This window comes from Polaribacter sp. YIW18 (assembly GCF_057219325.1).
This window is the reverse complement of sequence record NZ_JBXVVE010000002.1, coordinates 48,632-67,875: the sequence shown is the minus strand read 5'-3', so window position 1 is coordinate 67,875 and position 19,244 is coordinate 48,632. Positions and strand designations below refer to the sequence as shown.

At 31.6% G+C, this 19,244-nt stretch carries 10 protein-coding genes; 2 read left to right on the top strand and 8 right to left on the bottom strand.

Annotated elements, in window-relative coordinates:
• Positions 1-409 precede the first annotated feature (409 nt).
• Positions 410-1,540, top strand: coding sequence for a BspA family leucine-rich repeat surface protein (locus AC2D6T_RS02460; RefSeq protein ID WP_484680341.1), 1,131 nt, complete (start codon positions 410-412; stop codon positions 1,538-1,540).
• A gap of 459 nt (positions 1,541-1,999) precedes the next feature.
• Here the strand turns inward: AC2D6T_RS02460 and AC2D6T_RS02455 are convergent, their stop codons facing one another.
• Genes AC2D6T_RS02455 through AC2D6T_RS02435 form a run of 5 tightly spaced genes read right to left on the bottom strand, consistent with a single transcriptional unit; the run spans position 2,000 to position 14,344 of the window.
• Positions 2,000-3,610 (bottom strand): T9SS type A sorting domain-containing protein, encoded by a 1,611-nt coding sequence (locus AC2D6T_RS02455; RefSeq protein ID WP_484680340.1) that lies wholly within the window; start codon positions 3,608-3,610, stop codon positions 2,000-2,002.
• Between the two features lies 1 nt (position 3,611).
• Positions 3,612-4,448 carry a hypothetical protein gene (locus AC2D6T_RS02450; RefSeq protein ID WP_484680339.1) on the bottom strand — a complete coding sequence of 279 codons (837 nt, stop codon included), beginning with the start codon at positions 4,446-4,448 and terminating at the stop codon, positions 3,612-3,614.
• A 5-nt stretch (positions 4,449-4,453) separates the two neighbouring features.
• The gene (locus AC2D6T_RS02445) at positions 4,454-4,888 is read right to left on the bottom strand and encodes a hypothetical protein (protein WP_484680338.1); all 435 of its coding nucleotides are present in this window, start codon (positions 4,886-4,888) and stop codon (positions 4,454-4,456) included.
• Positions 4,889-4,891: 3 nt separating this feature from the next.
• Positions 4,892-13,363 (bottom strand): LamG domain-containing protein, encoded by an 8,472-nt coding sequence (locus tag AC2D6T_RS02440; RefSeq protein WP_484680337.1) that lies wholly within the window; start codon positions 13,361-13,363, stop codon positions 4,892-4,894.
• Positions 13,364-13,381: 18 nt separating this feature from the next.
• Entirely contained in the window at positions 13,382-14,344 is a 963-nt protein-coding gene (locus tag AC2D6T_RS02435) for a phage tail protein (protein ID WP_484680336.1), read from the bottom strand.
• A gap of 117 nt (positions 14,345-14,461) precedes the next feature.
• On the opposite strand from AC2D6T_RS02435, the gene AC2D6T_RS02430 reads away from it, so the two are divergent.
• Entirely contained in the window at positions 14,462-15,598 is a 1,137-nt protein-coding gene (locus AC2D6T_RS02430; RefSeq protein WP_484680335.1) for a helix-turn-helix domain-containing protein, read from the top strand.
• Between the two features lie 442 nt (positions 15,599-16,040).
• Here the strand turns inward: AC2D6T_RS02430 and AC2D6T_RS02425 are convergent, their stop codons facing one another.
• From AC2D6T_RS02425 to AC2D6T_RS02415, 3 genes are all read right to left on the bottom strand, one after another.
• The gene (locus AC2D6T_RS02425; protein ID WP_347186441.1) at positions 16,041-16,769 is read right to left on the bottom strand and encodes a metallophosphoesterase; all 729 of its coding nucleotides are present in this window, start codon (positions 16,767-16,769) and stop codon (positions 16,041-16,043) included.
• A 176-nt stretch (positions 16,770-16,945) separates the two neighbouring features.
• Positions 16,946-18,340: a hypothetical protein gene (locus tag AC2D6T_RS02420; protein WP_484680334.1), complete on the bottom strand. Its 1,395-nt coding sequence runs from the start codon at positions 18,338-18,340 to the stop codon at positions 16,946-16,948.
• Between the two features lie 7 nt (positions 18,341-18,347).
• Positions 18,348-19,181 (bottom strand): universal stress protein, encoded by an 834-nt coding sequence (locus tag AC2D6T_RS02415; protein WP_484680333.1) that lies wholly within the window; start codon positions 19,179-19,181, stop codon positions 18,348-18,350.
• Between the last annotated feature and the right edge of the window lie 63 nt (positions 19,182-19,244).

The window sequence follows — 19,244 nt, the reverse complement described above, 5'->3', positions numbered from 1 at the left end:
GTAAAACTAAGAGCTACATAGAGATGCTATTAAAAAAATATGCGACATCGTATTATCCTATATTTTTTTTAGCATGTATTTATGTTTTTTTTAATTGTGCTTGTATGTTATTCTAATAAAATTATTTTCTACTGCCAACATTTAAAAGGTATATTTTATGTTTTAAAACACTTATTATCAAGTCCCTTTACAATAATTCTAAAAATAAAAGTATAAGGCTAATATGCCTAACTTATTAAATAGCATAATAAACTTGGTATCTAAAATCTTCTTAATTCAAAAAGGCAATTAAACTATATTAAAATCTTTTTTTATTTAGGTTAAATTGGTTTACAACTAAAAAAACCAAAATAAAACACTAAATGTTCGCCTCTAAATCATCTAAATTAATATTTTAGTAAAAAAAACAATGATTTTTAAACAACTACTTTTAATTTTAACTCTTTTTGCACAAATTTCACCAAAAGTTTTTTTAGATAAGAACGGAATTACTATAAAATGTAATGAAGCTGCTAAAGTTGGAGAAACTTATACTTTTAACAATACTTCCTACTTAATAGTTGACAACGATCTATTAAAAGAATTAGTAAAAAACAACGAGTCTTTAGAAAATGTTGTTACTACTTATGTAACCGACATGAGCTATCTTTTTTATAAAAATAAAAAATTTAACGACAATATAAGTCATTGGGATGTTTCTAATGTTACCAGTATGAGTTGGATGTTTGGATTTTGCGAAGAATTTAATGGAGATATTAGTAATTGGAATACTGAAAATGTAGAATTTTTTAACGACATGTTTCATGGTACAAAAAATTTTAATTCAGACTTATCTAAATGGAATGTTAGTAAAGGCATACTATTTAATGGTATGTTTTTTGAAAGTTTTTTTAATAAAGACATTAATACTTGGGATGTTTCTAGTGCTTCTAATTTGAGTGGGATGTTTGATAATGCTTTGGATTTTAATAAACCTTTATCTAATTGGGATGTTTCTAATGTAAAATTAATGGGTGGTATGTTTGCTGAAGCCATTAAATTTAATCAAGATATAAGCATGTGGGATGTAAGTAAAGTTACGGATATGACAAATATGTTTAGAAATGCTGTTAAATTTGAACAAGATTTATCTTCATGGACACCAAGAATTTACATTACTCCAAAAAATTTTAATTTTAACAGCCCTGTTATAGGACCAGAGTTTAAAAAATCGACAAACATTTATTTGCCTTTAATTATTACAGTTATAATTTTTATGCTAATTTATTTTTATACAATTTATCGTTTTAAGAAAAAAGAGGAATTTAAAGAGTACAATAGCATTATTAAGAAATTAATACACAACAAAAAAATAAATGATCATTATTTGACAAAAAATGATTTAGATGAGATATTTGACATACAGCATTTAAAGTATGAAAAACAAAAAGCCAAAAGATCTTCTTTAATTAAAGAAATTAATAATTACAAACCTGAATTAATTAATAGAGTGAGAGACCCCGAAGATAAGCGGTCCTTTTTGTATAAAATAGATTGTTAAGCCTACACTATAAAAATTTCAGAATAACTTTACTTACACACTTTTTGGTTTAGTACCTATAAAAGCAAAAAAGGCAGTGATATAAAATCACAACCTTTAAATTATTAATTCTGTAACGCTATTTCAGGACGTCACTAGCTTTAACTCTCTCTTTTTTCTTAATTTAAAATTGATACTTTAACAAGACTTCTAATGAACTACCTACATTGCTGTATTGGCTTTGTGAGTTAACCTCGTATACCCACCTGTTAAAAATTGATTGTTTAATTTTAAGTTTATGAAAGTTGCAAAGCATTGTTGGTTATACAAATAGTTTTACTTAATCTACACAATTGAAAGAATCTTAATAATATTTAATTGAAAAGTATGTGCTTCAAAACACCCTATAGTAAAGCATTAAGATTATATTATGGACCTTTTGTCTATTTTTTAGATGCTCATAAGAATAATTTATACCACCTAATTATTCTTTATAAACTTCTTTAAAACCACACCTTTATCTGTCATCATTTTTACAAAATAAAGCCCATTACTTAAATTAGCAACTGAAAACTTTTTAAGCGCTGTTTTTGTTTTAAATATTTTTTTACCACTTACATTGTAAAGAACAATAGACTTTACATATACCTCATTGGGGTATGTTATAAAAATAAGATCTTTTACAGGATTTGGGTATATAGAAAATAGTGAGTCTAAAGCATATGTTTTTGTAGATAATGTTTGCTTATCTAAGAAAAAAGCAAACGTTTCTTGTGGTAAAATTGAATTCCCCATTAAATCTTCGATATCTGAATCTGATTTTACTTTTAAGAATAAACTTCCCTCACTTTCATCATTAGCAACCCTTATTACATTTATTCTATAAGTTGTAGCAGTTCTTTGAGATATTGGTGTAGAAAAATATCCTAATTGGCCTGTAGTTATTAAGTACTTGTTTTTGAGCATTCCTGTTAATTGAAAATCTGACAAATCTACATTATACACTTCTTCATTAAAGGTCAACTCAAAATACGTATCATTACCCTCAAATTTTAATTCTGCAAGGGTAAGCATTGGTGGCGTTGTATCACTAATAAATTCTAAGGTATTAGAAACAGTATTGGTAATATTATCTGCATCTACAACACTATCTGGTTTTAGAAAAATAGAGAATGTACCCTCTGTAATTGCACTAATTTCTATAATAAAGTTCTTAGCATCTACTTCAATAAATTTAGAAATAACTGCATTTTTTAACTCAAAATCGTCTCTTTCTAAACCTATTATAGGGTTCGAGAATTCTACCTCTATTTCTTTTAAGTAGTCTTTTGTAGTAGAATTACTTGAAATACTTACTCCTGTAGTTGTATTGTTTTGCGCCAGTGCAACATTAATAAAATAGTCCTTTCTATTGCTTTCATCTTCTGATAAAATTTGATAAACAACAGTATCTGTAAAATCTAAGGTATTTACACCTGATACTTGTCTTTGCCCTAATACAAAAGCCTTTGCATTAAAAGGTATACTTAAATCTGCAACCAATGTACTTAAATCTGTAGTTGGTGGTAATACAAAAGAAAAAGTATCTACTAAATTGTTGTTTTTTGAACTCGATGTTATTTTTGTAACTGCAGTAATCCCTTGAAAATTTACATCAGCTAAAATACTTCTATCGTCTAGGGTTGTATTGGAAATAGCATAAGATTGAAAAACACTTCCTTTAGTGGCATCTATGACAAAAATATCTGTTTGTATGGCAGTATAAACTGTATTTGCAGAACTATCGTATATTTTAAAATTAATAGTTTCTCCAGAGGTATTGGCATAGACTGTTAAAAAGGCTACAAATTTATCTGACGAAGCTACATATACTAAATTACCTACACCCCTAATCTCACCATTTACAAAAGCGGCAACTTGGTCGTTGGTCTTGTTTAAATTGGTTCCTGAGACCGTTAAAAAAGTAGTATAGGTGGCACTAAATTGATAGTTGGACGGATTAATCGACCAGTTTGGATTTTGTGCACTTACTTTGGTGCCAAGAAAAGAAAAATAAACTATAAACAGAACATATAAGTATGTCTTTTTCATATTAATAGTTTTTAAAAATAGCTGTTCTTAATAGGTTTCCAAAATTATCTTTTATGGAATGATCTGGGTTTAACGTTACAGAAACCAACCCATTGTAATCTACTAAACTAGAAACAGTTAGTGTATATATTGTATCTGTAACCTTTTCTACTGCAATAACACCCCCAGCAACTGTTTGGAAACTTTCTGGAGTTACATTTTGCACAGCTTTGTTAAATGTAGCTGTAAACACTACAGTATTTGCGTTTGTTATGGTCGTATTGGGCTGTTTTTTTAAAATAGAAACCAAATAAGGTTTGGAATTGTCATAAGTAAATTGCAAAATATTAGAAGCATTATTGGGAATATCTTGCAAGCTTTTGATAACATCTACAGGCATTTTTATCGTTAAAAAACCATCTTGTAACGCTACTAATTGTAACGTATAATTGGTTGCATCATTTTTAGTAATGGACTGTATAGCAGCATTTTCTAAAATAAAGTCTTCGTAATTAATGTCTATTACTTCTTCGGTAGTTGTTAGGGTAATGGTTATCGGGTTTTGAGCAATTAAAAAAGAAGATGAAGACAATTCTACATTTAAGTTAGAGATAAGCACTTCTTTTTCTACAGTAACCACATATTCTTTTAACGTACTTTCATCTTCAGATAATACTTGAAAAACTAATGGAGATGTATAGTTTTGTGAAGATACCCCTGTAGTTTGTAAAACGTTATCTATAAAAACACTTGCACGATCACTTACCGTAAAATTTGCAATCAAATTGGTAGTTATGGTGTTTTCTGGAACTACAATAGCAATGCTATTTTCAGATATAATTACAGATTTTTCTTGCACACCATTTAGAGAAAACTAGTAAAATTAGCACTACTTTGTAAAGCTGGTTGCGCAATACTTATAGCCTGAAAAACGCTTCCTAAATTATCATCAATTTGAAAAATTATGGTTTTATCTACTTCTACTACTGTATCTGTAGCACTATTATAAATTTTAAAATTAATCTCTTCTTCATTTGCATTTGCGTAGATAGATAAAAATACCACGTACTTTTGTGCATTATTCACATAACTCACGCTAGCAACACCTCTAAGTTCGCCATTTACAAAGGCAGCAACTTTATCATTTGTAGATGATAAAGTTGCACCGTTGATATTTAAAGAGCCTGTAAGGGTCATACTAAATTGATAATTGGTTACATCTAAATCCCAATTTGGGGGTTGTGCCCAAGCTTTTGTACAACAAATACCTATAAAGAATACTAGTAAATATCTTAGCATAAATTACTCTTTAATCATTTTCTTAATCGCAAATTTCCCAGATGTGTCAGATAAACGGATTAGATAAACACCTTGTGGTAAATTTGTGGTATTTAATTCTAGCTTCTGTACAACTGATACTTTTTTTGTTAGAACCTTTACACCAATCGCATTAAATACTTCTACTTTAGAAGTTGCTCCTGTTTGGCTAGATAAATCTATAAATATAGTATTGGTAAATGGGTTTGGATACAACGTGGTGTTTGTTAACTCCATCGTTTCAGTATCTAAAGCGTTTGCAGACAATTGTAATGGGGTATCAAAATCTCCTAAAACCTCATTGTCTTTAAAGGTAAATTTGGTGTTGATATCTAATGCTTCGTAATCGTTTACCAATACAAACTTTAAGGTCTCTACAGTGTTACTGAACGCAGTAATAAAACTATACTTTTTATCATTAATGGTTGTAATCTCTGCAAGACCACGTAATACATTATTCGTATCGTATACATGAACTTTATTAAAATCCGTATCCGCTATTACTTCTGCTACAATATTCATATTACTACTGTATTGTGCAAAACCTGCTTCATAATCGTTTTTACTTGCTACAATCGTTTTCTTATTTGCTGTTTTCTGTAATATCTGAGAATTAGGGTAATTAAAGGTTTGTGTAGTACTAGATTTTAGCATATACCCATGACCCGGTTCTAGATAATTAAGGGTACCACGCCAACCCGAACTTTCGTTATAGATAGCAAAATTAAACTGATCTTTAATTACATCGCCATCTGTGGGGTTATAAAAAGCCAACGCTTCTACTAGCGCAACATTTCTATGTATTGGGTAAGGCAACCAGTTCCATTTTGGGGTGTCGTTTTCATCTGCCTTACCAAAAATGCTTACTGTATAAGTATTCGAATCTATTTCTGGTCCTTTTAATGGTAGCGTATTGCTATTTGCCATTTTAACTTTATACATTTTTTCGGCCTCTAAGGCTTCTATATTACCCTCCCAGAACTCGCCTTCTCGTATTAAAAATTTACTTTGCGACTTTATCACATCTCCATCTTCAAGCGTTAGTGTACTAAACAACTCCTCGCTTATAGTTCCTAATCGTTCATCATCTACAAAAAAGGAAACCCAAGACCAGCCTTCATTTAAAGGAAGATTTTGTTCTGATAAATTGGTGGCTGAAAATATTTTAGGGTTGGAATTACTTCCTAAAACCTCATTAGATAATAAATTAATTGCAGCAGTATTGTCTATGGCTGCTACCAATGTTTTTCCATTGATGGCATCCCATATTTTAAAGGTAACTTGCTCTCCTAAATTTGCAGTAGCCGCATTGCTATAAATAGTGAGGTAGGCAAAATAAGTATCGTAAAAAGAATCGTAAACCAAATATGCCTCTCCCCTTGGCTGGTTATTTACAAACGCACCTACTTTGGTGTATTGATCTCTAGAGAACACCCCATCTAATTGAATCTTTCCAATAACATTCATACTATTAGAATACGCGGCGGCATTTACAGACCAATCTGGTGCATCTGCCAAAACTCTTAAACTAAACGATAAACGATCGTTGTATGTAGATGCTGTTTCTAAGAAAATTTCTGAAGCATAAGAACCCATCGCCAAATCTGCATCGACGGTAAAAGTAATTTGCCTTGTTGAATTGGGACTTATGCTCCCAGAGGTCACTTCTGCCTGCATCCATGTGGGAACTCCAGAAATGGTAAATGGCTGGTTGCTATTCCCTACGTTGATTAAATCCATCGTAAATGAATACGGATCTCCTGCTGTTTTTTGAGCGACAACTTCTTTGGTATTGTCTTCTGTAAACCATTCTAATTCTTGTTGGTTTACTAAAACAGACCAAGTAACGGGTGATAGTTGGGTATTAAAATGCATGTCCGACAATCGTGCTACTGTAAAGGTAATAACCTCTCCTTCAAACAATCGCCATTCTTCTTCGGTTAAATTGGGCTCTATAATCATCTCATCGCCGTTAATTACCGTGTTAAATGGGATATTGGTTAGTTTTAACGGTGGCTTTATAGGCGGTGAATCTTCTTTGTAATTCTGAGAAGCCCCAGTACTTAATACTGAAAAGGTAGTACCTGTTGTTAGGTTGATATCTGCATGATGATACGCTGGTCCTTTATCTCTATTGGTAGTATCTTCATTAAAATCCATATACAACAACAACCCTGTACTTTCTTTATCTATCTCAAAATAACGATCTCTTTGTATTTGATCTATACTTCGTGCGGTATTCCAAAAGCGCAACTCATCCAGTATGCCTGTAAAATGATTGTCTATCGTTACATTTCCTGAAAGATCCTCGAACAAACGAGCTCCTACTAGTATTTTATTTCCTGTAAAACCTCCAATAGTAGCGGCATTTACAGAAACCTCTTGTTTACCGTTTACAAAAGCGTTTAAAGAAGCTCCTCTTCGTAGAGTAAGTGCTATATGACTCCATTTGTCTGATGCTAATACATTGCTAGTTATTGGATAGGTCTTATTTTCTGTAACCAATACCAAATGGCCATCTGTTTCCATATTTATAGCCCATTTGTTTCTATAGCCGTTGGTTAATACAGGCTCTGAATCGTCTCCTTTTCCGTTAGAAAAAATAGTCCCAGAGCTTGTGGCACTTGGCTTTATCCAAAATGAAAGTGTTACATCTTCTTGATCTGTGGGTTGTATAAAACCAACACTATTTAAACTCAGGTATTCGTTATTCTCAAAAGCATACCCTGTTCCTTTTGGAAAAATAGCCCAATCTAAAGCTACTATCGCATTTTTTCGTTTGGCTTTGTCTAAGCCTGTACTTCCATGCCCTTCGTCTAGTTTCCAATATCCTAGTAAATTAAGCTCTCTTCCTGTTAAGGTAAGGTCTTTGGCTACTGTGGCTTGAGCTCTTGTAAACGATTTTGCCCACATACGTACATCATGTATATTCCCCTTTACATTTTGGCCTCCAATAAATAATGAACTACTGGTGTTAATGTCTAGAGGGTTCTCTAAAGTTAGATTTTCTAGTATTTCACCATTCTCTATAATTAAAAGCTGTGGATCTGTACCATCTTGATATACAAAAGAATAAAAATTATATTGCGAGGCATTTAAAGGAGTGTTTCTGGTCTTGGTAGAAACGGTTTTACCGCCTACAGAAAAATCTAGATGATTGCCATCGATTCCAATTTCTATTCCGTTTTCTTGAGATACTAAGGTTCCAACACCTGTAGTGGCATTGTTAAACCAAAATTGTAAAGCAAAAGAATGATTGCTTAAACGTTGGTTGGGCAATTCTATTTTACGGCTAGAACCATCCAATTGTACAGACACACTGTGGTCTATTTCTTGTTGGTTTTTTAACCCTACAACATCTATAGTGGTGGTGATTCGCTCAAAGATATCTTCGTTAAAACGAACTGAAATATCTTCGCCTACATCTAAAATACCATCGGTTGGTTTTGGTGTTCCAAAAACTACAGGCGCATTTAGGTTAATGGTTCCGCTTACTATGGCAGACTCATTGGTAATGTTATCGGTACAATAAGAAATAGCTCTAAATTCATAATCGCCATCAGGAATGTTTTCTCCTACAATATCCCAATTGTAGGTAAACTCAGCATCAGATGTTCCTATTACAAACCCTTCTAGATCGCCTGCTGTATCTTTTAATTCTTCAGAACCGTAATACGTAGCAAATTTAGACCAAGTAGAAGCACTTGCATTTCTATATTGCAACTCTATTTTACGAAAACCTGCAAAATCGGTATTAAAATCGGTAAAGCTTATTGGTAGTTTGTTTATGGTGCGATTACCCTCTATATCTACAGAATAAGCTTCGTTGATGTTAAAAACCCAGTTGTTCTGTGGCGCTGAAAGTGCCACTTTGGAACACGATTTCTTAAACTCTACAGATACATCTACATAATCTTGATAGCTATCTATTTGGTCACAAGGACTTTTTAAGAAAACTCTAATATTTTCGTAATTGTACACACTAGAAGATGAAGTTTTTCTAAGTTCAAAAGGAAACTCTATCGTTTCATTAAAGGGTAAAAAAACATTCACCCCAGATGACCTAATATTAGAAGACAAGCCATTTAAACTGGTGGCATCTACATGTAAACCAAACTCTAAATCCGTTTGGGTTTCACTATTATTTTTTAAATACAAAGTAAAAATAGCAGCATCACTCTCTGGAACATTAGACAGCAAAGCTTTTTCTACCGTAATTTCTGATGTGTATACATTATTTGTAGCGACAGATAAACTCTCGCCTCCTTCGCCAACAACAGCTGCATCAAAATCTTGATTCTTAAAGAAAATAGAGGTGGTTTCTCCCTCGTAAGGACAAGACGTAGCACCTCCTTTAGTAACAAAAACAGGACCATTACCATCAAAAGCATTAATGACATCGACACTTAAAAAATTGGCATCGTCATTGTCTTTAAACGTATATGAAATATTAGTGGTGAGTTCTTCTGCACTATTTGTGGAATCTGATTCAGAATAACCAACAGATTTAGTGTTAGTTACGCTAATACCATTGCTATTAATAAACATTCCAGAGGTCTGCCTAAACTCTGAACTTACATCTATTGTAAAATCTACAGAACTTGAACTTATAGAAGAAGTAGTTACACTATTAGTAAACTCACCAACACCAGCATCAAAAGATTTGTTAGAAAAGAAATTTTCTTGAATAAGTATGTTAAGATCATTTTCTAAATTACCGTATTTACCAGAAACCTTTGACAATACAGATTGTTTTAGTGCATTTTTATCTGTTAAGGCATCGTACTTCATCTTTTCATTATTCTGAATTACCCTACGCCATAAATTAGCTTGCTTTGTATAAAAAACAGGTGCTTGATATTCCTCTGTTTCGCTTGGTGGATTACCAGCAGCCAGATTAGCCGCTAAAGACTCTAAATCTGGAATTAATTTTTCAATGATATGCTTCTGTGAATAGGTAAAGAAAGTTTCAGTCGGTTCTTCTGCAATTAGAACATCTTTAATTGTAGAAATATATAATGTCTTAATACTATCATCTTCGGTTGGTACACTTATTTCTATATTAGCTATCTCATTATTATTATTATCTACTAGAACAGAATCACTTACAATCATGTTATTAATAAGACCATAATAAACGTTTTTAGAATTCCCTATATATAAATCGCCATCTGACCCTACATAATCAGGATCATCACTCGTAGAAATGGTTTGGTTAAAGGTATAAGTATTTGAAACAGCGTTTTCTTTAGTGTTTTCTGCACTTAAACTCATATTCATTTCAGTCTCGGAAACAATATCAGTTTCTGTAGACATTAAAAAACCAATACCACCTGCTGATATATCTATTGTGTTACCTACTGATATGAACAAACCTCCACCTACTGAGCCACTGATAGTATTGCTATATGTTTTTTCAAAAGAAATGGAAGTCCCTTTTTCTATGGTAGCAAAACTATTGGATCCTGGAGGATCTCTTAAAATAATGTCGGGTACTTCTGGCGCCACTGTAGAAAAGGTAGTACCTTCAGCACCAACACCTCCTTTAATGATTCCTTTGTTTTTAAACAAAGTGTTTTCAGGTAAATTTAACGCATCTTGCCCATCAATCTTATACTGTACAGATGAAATTGCTTTTTCAAAACCCTCTGCAAGGGTTATATTGGGCTTTCCTGCCATGAATGTATACTTGTATTCTGTATTGTTTTTTTCTAAGCTAACTGTTTCTGAACCTTCATAAGCCATATTATTGGTTATTTTCAATTCACCCTCAGTAAAAAATTCTTGGGTCACCACCTCTTCTTCTCCATCTTTATTTACATAGTTTTGAGATGCTTCAAAAAATACATCGTATTTTTTCTTTTGGATGTAAATAGGCACCTCTAACCCACTTATGTCGTAAGTTTGCTCGCCAACGGTAATGTTATTTTCATGCGTTTGACGTAAAAACCTAAAACTAACCGGAGAATTGTAGCGAAAGTTCTTTACATAATGATACGGATCTGATTCTAATTCTGTACCGTCTTCTGTAGTATGAGTTGTAGTTTCTAACGCAGGTACCTCACGTAAATCTAAGGTTTCTGTAGCCGTTAATAATGAAATATCTGTATTACTAGCAATACTTATCCCAGATTGTTGTATGCTATATTGGTAAGGAATCAAATCTACTTGATACTCTCCTGTTACTGAATTAGTCGCTATAATTTTATCTAAACTAGGAGAATTCAAATCTCCTTTAAAAGTAATTTGTGCTACCCCAATATTGTTGTTCGATGAAATGGTTTCAGTCGTTTCTTCTGTAGTATCTTCAAAGTTTTTATGGGTAAACGCGCCATCAAACCCAAAGCCAATGGGCTTTTCAAATTCTTTTTTACCCCCAACCACTCTACCTACTAAAGAAACTCGTGTAGTATCTATAAACCAACGGGTTTCTATTTGATCTTCGAAGAACTCAAAGGTGCCTGTTTCTGGAAAACGACCGTTTAATGCAAATACATGGCCTTCTTTTTTTACTTCTACCTTATGATTCCCTATAGGTACAGCTATTTTAAATTTACCCTCTGCATCTGTTACCACAGGTTGATTGTCTTCATCAAACACAAGATTGCCATCAATATATATGTTGGCTCCTTCTACTTCTACTACTGGGTATTCCTTTAAAGCTCCTCCTTCATAAAAACCAGTTTCTGGGTTTTTTGTGCCTCCTTCGTAATAAAAGCGTCCTTTGTTTATAGGTACTCCATTATTTAAGTATTGGTTGTAATTTTCAGAATCTCTTAAAGTACTAGGATCTGTTTGTTCTAAAGGGTTAAAAACACCTTGTACATTGTACACCACCTTACCTCTAAATGCAAATGAAGAAACATCTGTAAAATCTACTTGGTTTACTACAGGTTCATCTTTCCCTAAAAATAGAGTTTGGGTAACTGGGCTAAACTCATGTACCCCTAAAGATGGGGTAATTTCAAAACTTTCACCATTACCTGTGTATGGTATACCTGCAATAATGTAACTACCATTTTTGTCTGTAACCCCAAAAACCCCTAATTGACTTCTTTTTGGTACTTTGTTGCTAAAACTAAAGCTACCACCGTTATTAATTATTGTGGCATGGTTTTGATTGAAAATAAAACCTGCTTTAGACAAATCGTACAATACATTACCTACCCCTTCATCGGCTCTTAAATAGATTTTAAGATCTTTTTCACCACCACTTAAATAACGTCTAAAATCTCTTCGGATTTCTGAAGCCGCTAGAGCTTTTTCCCAAACTCGAATTTCGTCTAAATTATTATCCTGGCAATTGTTACAAATATCAAGTTTTACAAGTTTATCTGTTTCTAATGGATTATAATTATTAAAAATACTTTCAGAAAGATCGGGTATTATTTCGTTTTCTAAGGTATTAAAAGCTAAAATAGCCTCAGAGGTTATAGGTCTTCCGTTAATATAAATTATTGGAGTTTTATTTTTTTCTAAAACTAATGAGAAATGATAAAACTCAAGTTCATTAAAATCTGTGATATTTTTATAGATGTCATTCCCAAAAGCATCTATTTCTCCTGTAGGTATTGCATTTTCTAGTTTTAATTTTACTAATTGAGTATTGTTGTATAAAATATCTGCAACATAATTTTTTTGTAGTGTAATTTTAGAAATTATCTTAAAATTATTCCCTTCATCTGTTGTTATATTAAAGATTGTAGGTGAATCATCGGCTGCTTTAAAATTTATCCATGCTTGTAAAGTAATGGCATCTGCATGTATTTTTGTTCTTAAAGATCCTGTAGTAGCTGAGGTATTTTTAAAGGCAATGCTTTTACCAGCTCCTGTATTTTCTGCACCCACAGCCTCTGCAAATACAGTAACGTCTTTTACGGGATTACCCCCTTCGTAATTTACACTCCCAGAAACCGTAGCCGTAGGGTTTCTAAAACCAACCCCTTGAACGTAAGTTAAAAATTCTTCTTCTGTAGCACTTATCCCGACAGCATTTACTTTATATTCATATAATTTACCAGCCTCTGTTTGGGTATCATTGTATTCATATACATCTTTAGCAAGTGTACTAATTAATACAAAAGGATCAGTACCTCCCAACTCTTTTCTTAAAATTTGAATATTGTCTATATTATCTTGGTTGGCCCCAATTTCCCAATTTAATTTTATTACATCTGAATAGAAGCCTTTAGAAATAATTGTTTTCCCTGTAACAAATGTATTGGATATATAGAAAATTGGGTATGGAAAAGCTAATGAATGTTTATTGTTGGTTTCTGTATTGGTATAAAAACTTAATGCACCCCCAATTTGTAAACTTATGTTAAGGTTTTCTGGGTGTTGTAACTCTTGTGCAGCACCAGAACCAGCAAAAAATTGATTTTCACTTTGCGTTGTTTGTGCTTGAAGCCTAAAGCCACAGAGAACTACCACAAAAAATAGTATTTTTTTAAGCATAGGATGAGTTTTTAATTTTTACAATTTTACAATATAGTTGATAACTACTGTCCAAGGTCTAATTTCTTCATTTCCAGCATTTTTAGTATTATCCTGTATACGGTGCTGATGGTTACCATTTGCTACTATAGGATTAAAACTACTTAACTCATTTCCATTTATTCGATCAGTAAAGTTTGTCTGATCCCACCACGATAATTGTCCACCAATTTTATGGGACGCTCTAAATGCTTGTACATTACTAGTTCTATTATCATCAACCACATTATGACTTGTATCTATACGTAATTGGTGTGCATGATTACCATTACTTGTAGTTAAGAAATCTACATCATGTGCATGCTCTAAGAGGGATTGGTTTTGGTACCCACCAATTGCGGTATTATGTACTATTTTATCTTCAGGGATATCATTACCACGTGCATTTCCTTTTAAATAACGCCCTCTTAAATCGGGTAAGGTAGACCCAATTACAGCTCTAAGAGCTGCATATTCATCACCGGAAGAAATGTTTTGCCCCATACATTTTACCCAGCCTGTAGGTATTTCATCATCTTCCCCTAAAAAAGCAACAATAGTACCTGGAGGCACGCCATTACCTGCTTTCTTTGCAAAATGTGCATAAGGTGTATAATGAAATGGTTGCTCGTATACTTTTACATTATTTCCAAGGTACTCTATCCAAACCACCAATTGTAAACCATCTAAGCTAAAGTTAATATCTTTAAAAACAGTACCATCTTGGGCTGTTCCTGTGCTTACTACGTGAGTAAATAATCCAAAATTATCGGTTTTTATTTGTTGTTCTTCTCTGTATAATACTGCATCTTGATTATCTAAAATTCTAAAATCAAAGTTTAAATCTTTATTCATTATTGCAGAATTAGTATTATCTCTGGCAATACCTTGTATGGCAATACCTTGTGCATAGATGTTAATGCTTAGTAAAAAAACAATTAAAAAGTAGTACGATTTTTTCATAATGTTGTAATTATATTTTTTTTTAAAATTTTATACATTAATTTTGGTACATCAAAAAAAAACAATTTTTACTGTTTTTAATAATTTTAGTACTCTCAAAAAAAAAAATAGGAGACAATGGTTGTAGATATTATATACTTTATAGGTATTCTTTTTATGTTATTAACAGGGGTTAACCTTCTTATATCTAAAAACAAAGAAAATTCTTACTCGCTTTTATTATTAGCTACCTACTTTATACTACTTGCCATTTCTAATAGCTTCTATTTTATTATTAAGTATGGGGTTATGAATTATGTGCCTCATCTTTATAAGTCTTTTGCGCCTATTACATTTTTAATTACCCCTATTGGCTATTTTTATATTAAAAAAACACTACGAAATAAAAGTACCTGGACGTTAAAAGAGAGACTCCATTTTTTACCAGCCATAATTATTGCTATTAATTACATTCCGTTTTATTTTACTGGAGCCGCCGAAAAAAGAGAGATTTTAGAGGCAGTAACCAACAATCTGCAAAATATTGTTGCTTTATATTATAAAGGATTTTTAAATGAGTCTTTTATACTTTTACTGCGTATTGCGCAGTCTTGGATCTATTTGGTTTTATGTTGGGTACTCTTTCTTAAAGAAGGCAATACTTTAAAAAATAAAAATACTAAAGTACACCAATGGATATCTGTATTTATAAAACTTAAAACTTTTTATTATGTGCTACTTCCTTTAGTGTATGTTGGTATTTTTATTGTTAACCAAAGTAGTTTTGAAAGCATAGAAAGTGCAAAAGATATCTACTTTACTATTGTTTTTATTTTTACATCATTATTCTTTTTTACACTATCTATTTACTTACTTATAAAGCCTAAACTTTTTGTAAAATTAATAAACTATAAAGCCCCAACAGAAAATAAAGAAGGGCTTACTATGGATAATATTATTCTTACTGTTTCTACGAATGCTCTTTATAAAGACCCTGAGTTAAATTTAGAGCGTTTGGCAAAACAGATAAACATTAAAAAAAGTGAACTCACCTTAATCATACAAAACTCTAGCTATGAAAACTTTAGAGATTTTTTAAATACTATACGTTTAGAAAATATGGTGAACCACATTTCTAAAAAAGATTACGAGATAAAATCGATAACAGGTTTGGCAAAAGAATACGGATTTAAATCTGAAAGTACTTTTTATCGTATTTTTAAAAAACAATTTAACCAAACACCTCAAAATTACTTTTCTTCTAGTTTTTTATAGTAAGTGCTATAGTATTGCGTTAAAAAATAGTTTAAAAAATTATAGTTTTTTTTTAAATGATTACTTGCTGACTCTTGACATACTTTATTAAATACCCCACCTACAGCAGCTTATGGCTCAAAAAAAAACTAAAAAACACACGTATACTTAAACATTTCTATATAATTGGTGTGCGATTGCACAATAGAAAACTCTGGATTTTTGAAACTGTAATCTGTAATAAAATACATTTGTATTGCTAAATAATAGTTAATGTATTGTTTTTTTGTGGTATCCCATCAAAAGACAAACTACCATACAATACTATTCCATAAAAAATTCTAACAAAAAAATAATGCATAAAAAAATGCTCTTTATATGTAGGCTACAATAATAAAAAACGAAGTTACTTAAAAAATTTAAGTTGCTTACTCTTTATAGAATAAGTAGGTCGGTGCACTTCCTAATTCCTACCTTTTTCATTTGGATATAAAGAAGGTAAATCATCACTTTGAAAATAAGCTTTTGTATCTATATTGATAGCCGTTAATTTACCTTTAAATGCGGCTCCTGTATCTACATTCCAAATATTTAACACATTTATAGGTTCTAATTCGTCATAATTTGTAGTTGGTGTGTGCCCAATATAAATTTCGTTGTAATGCTGAACTCTTTTTGGGTAAAATTTAGAGGATTTATCGATGTTTTTATCGGCAACCAAAGCCATTTCCCATAAGGTTCTATCGGTGCAAAATTTATGCGTATACGTTTCTTTATCTACACCATGCATAGAGGTAAAACCTGCATGTAAAAACAATCTATTTTCAGCATCTAAATAATACATTTTTAAATTCTTAAAAAAATGCAGGTGTTGCTTTTTTGCTTCTTCAGAAAAAGAATGATAACTTTCTATGGTTTCTTTACCACCATGTAAATACCAAGACGGATTGACATCTTCGTTATTTTCTAACCAATTTTCGCACCAAACATCATGGTTTCCTTTTATAAAAATGCAGTTTATTTTTTCTGATAAGTTGATTAAAAACTCAATAACTTGTGCAGATTCGCTCCAACCATCCACATAATCGCCCATAAAAATCAGGGTGTCTTCTTCTGTAATTTCTAGTTGGTTTAAAAGTTGAAGTAAGGCTTGTAAGCCTCCATGAATGTCACCAATTGCAAAAGTCCTCATAAAATATACTGTTTATAACAAAACTAGTTGTTTTTAAAAGAACACAAAATTATTTTTAAATTAATTTAATTACCAAACTGGCTTGCGTTATAGATGCCATAGAGATTCTTTCGACTTTGCTATGATACTTTAAAAATTCATTAAAACGAATAAAAAACAGCTTTTAAGCAGAAGCATTATTGTGCTATAAAGGTATTTTGAATAATTAAATTGGCCCAATTATCGTTATCTAAACCAAAAACAGAAAATTTATATTCATCATCTAAAATTAAATCTGGTGGTGTACTTGTATGAATTTTAGTAGCCTCTATATTAGATTCGTTGTAATATTGAAAGGTTTTTTCTTTGGTAAATGTACCAGACAAAAAAGTATCACCATCTTTGGTTAGGGCATTTAAAAACAAGTTGAACAAATACGTACCTTCTTCCCAAGTAAAAAGTGGTTTTAAGGTTTCTGGATAAGTAATTTCCACAGTGGTTTTCCATTCTGTGGGTTGCGTGTTATTTTTGGTTTTTATCGGTTTAGATATGTATAAAACATCATCAACAATATAAGTTACCAAACACCAAACTTCGTCTGAAGATTCTTTGGTAAACCTTCTAAATTTATCACCTATATCTGCTTTATCAGCTAAATTTCTTCTACTGTAATTTTTATAATCTGTTGGATCTACTGTAGTGTTTTTTGTTTCGTAATATCTAAAGTCAAAAGAATTTTCTAAAGGGTAATAATAAATATAATTGGTAGTAGCATTGCCATTTGCTGTGGCCCCGAATGCAAAGGCTTCTGCAATCGTTTTATCTGAATTTGCGACAACAAATTCTTCTAAATTTCTAGGTATAAACTGTTCTTGGATAATTAAATTTACCCAATTATCTTCACTTACCCCCATTAATGTGAAATTGTAAACTTCATCTTCTACCAATTCTTCAGGCTTGATGGTGTTGATGTTTAAGGTTACATTAGAAGTATCGTAAAATTGAAAGAATTTTTCTTCTGTATATGTTCCAGAAATAAAGTTATCTTCTTCATCTGTAATGACCTGAAAATAAACGTTATTTTCATTTATAGCACCATCTAACCAAGTAAAATTAGGCTCTGTAGTGGTTTTATAATTGATAGAAACATCATTGGTATACCGGGTAGATTTTGATGTATTTTGAAGATGTATGGGATCTGAAATATGCAAAACCCCTTCTTTTGCAAATGTTACCAAACACCAATTTTCTAAACCACTAGATCGTGAAAAACGAGCCAATTTACCACCAAAAACACTTGTAGATGTTAAGCTTTGTCTTCTGTAATTAGAAAAATCGTTTTTAGCTAAAGCTGGGTCTGTAAGTTCATAATATCTAACATCTGTAGCACCTTCTTCTGGATAATAAAAAATATAACTAAGGTTCGTATTGCCAACTGCATTAGCGGCATAAGCAATAACACCTTCAGATTTAAAATCGGGGTTTTCATCTATATATTCTTGTAAACTTCTTGCCACTTGCACATCATTATCTTGTGAACAAGCAGTAATTAAAATTGCGAAAACAATGGTAAAAAACAGTTGTTTTATCATGTATAAATTAAATTTTAAAAGTCATAATTGGCAATGCTGCATGGTTAGATAAATCTTCAGAAATACTACCCGAAAAAATATGAGACAAACCAGTTCTACCATGCGTTGCTGTAGTAATTAAATCTGCACCAACAGCATTAGAAAAATTTAAAATTCCTTTTTCTATAGATCTCTCACATACAAAATTTACGTTTATTAACCTATCTGTATTGCCCTCTGCTTTCATTAAAAACTCGTGGGCAATAGCATCCATTTCTGGAGAAGTTTTAAAGTTTTCGTTTGGTAAATTTACATACAAAATATGTTTTTTAGCATTAAAAACATCTAATGTTTTTAACATGTTTTTAAAAGCTGGTATAGATTCTTCTGAAAAATCTGTAGCGTAAACAACATCTTTAAAATCAGTATCTTTTAATTCTTTTTTAACAACAAAAACGGGTACTTCAGAAAAACGAATTACCTTTTCTGTATTAGAACCCATAAAAAATTCTTTTAAGCCACTAACACCATGAGAACCCATTACAATTAAATCTGCATTTACTTCTTTAGCAACCTGATTTACTTCGCTAAAAATTTTATAATGCTTTATTAAGGGAACCACTTCTAAATCTTCTAAAAAACCTTTCTGTAAAAACTCTGAAATTTTTTTTTCTGCTAATTTTAAGAAAAAGACTGCTTTTTCTTGCTGATAACTTGGGCTTTCTGACAAGTTTACTTCTTGTATATCTAACATGTGTAAAGCTATTATGGTAGCATTTGTTTTTTTTGCTAATAGCGCAGCAGTTTTTAAAGCGTTTTCTGAGTGTATTGAAAAGTCTACAGGTACAATAATCTTTTTCATAATTTTTATTTTTAATATCTCTTCAAATTTAAAAACTTTTAAGATCTTAAAAGAAGACATTTA